Origin of the sequence: Parvibaculum sp. (assembly GCF_040882025.1) — a bacterium.
Lineage (GTDB): Bacteria > Pseudomonadota > Alphaproteobacteria > Parvibaculales > Parvibaculaceae > Parvibaculum.
The window spans coordinates 1-1001 of sequence record NZ_JBBECC010000074.1; the positions used below are offsets into that span (position 1 = coordinate 1).

Here is a 1001-nt window from a genome sequence, read left to right on the forward strand (position 1 = left end):
CTTCACATCCCGTGGTGTGCGTCTCATGGCACGACGCCGTCGCCTATGCGGCATGGATGACCGAACGAACCGGCAAGCCCTATCGCCTTCCCACCGAAGCAGAATGGGAATACGCCGTGCGTGGCGGCACGACAGGCGTGAACTTCTGGGGCGACGACGACAGCCTCACCTGCAACTATGCCAACGTCAACGATCTGACGGCCAAGAACAAAGTCGCGAAAGTCGCCGAACCCTGCGACGACGGATTCATGTACACAAGCCCTGTCGGCAGCTTCCACCCCAACCCTTTCGGCCTGTACGACATGATAGGCAATGCCTGGGTCTGGCTCGCCGATTGCTGGCTCGGCGACTACAGCCTTGGGCCACGTGACGGCAGCTCGAACATCGCCACAAATTGCGATACCCGCGCCCTTCGCGGCGGCTCATGGACCGATACACCCGGCCCGATCCGCATCGGGGCACGCGAGAGCCGCTCGCCTGACGATCGGCTCTCGATTGCCGGGTTCCGGCTCGTCCGCGACCTTGAGCAGTAGCGCCATTTGACCCGGCAAAGCTGAGTCACACGGGCATATTTTGCCGGGTGGCGACACAGGATAGAGCATTTAACATATTGATTATAAAAGATTTTTTCTCTGGCAAAGCCTTTGCATTTCCCATATCCGAAAAACCAGCCTTGTAGGGGATCGCAAGCAAGTTGCGAGGGAACAATGGGCTACGTGAAACGCATGGCCGGCACCGGGACGGGAGCGCCTTCTTTAACCGACGGCACCCTGCCGATTGATCCGCCGACAGAGAGATTCCGCCGCAGTATCGGCGCCGTCTCGCGCAAGCCGGCCAGCCGCGATCTGGTCGACCGGGCGCTCGCCTTCGCCAACGAGGCAGAAACGCGCATCGTTGAACTCAACGCGCGCATACGCAGGCTCGAAGCGCTGACACAGACCGACGAATTGACCGGCCTGCTGAATCGCCGGGGTTTCGATGAAGTATTGCGCCGCAATCTG

At 60.3% G+C, this 1001-nt stretch carries 1 protein-coding gene and 1 pseudogene; both read left to right on the plus strand.

Features of this window, described 5'->3' with window-relative positions; all coding sequences use genetic code 11:
- Window positions 1-533 (plus strand): formylglycine-generating enzyme family protein (locus WEB61_RS05035; protein ID WP_368063237.1); only part of this gene is annotated, 533 nt, incomplete at its 5' end.
- 174 nt (window positions 534-707) lie between these two features.
- Window positions 708-1001, plus strand: a pseudogene (locus WEB61_RS05040) (hypothetical protein); the annotation flags it as partial.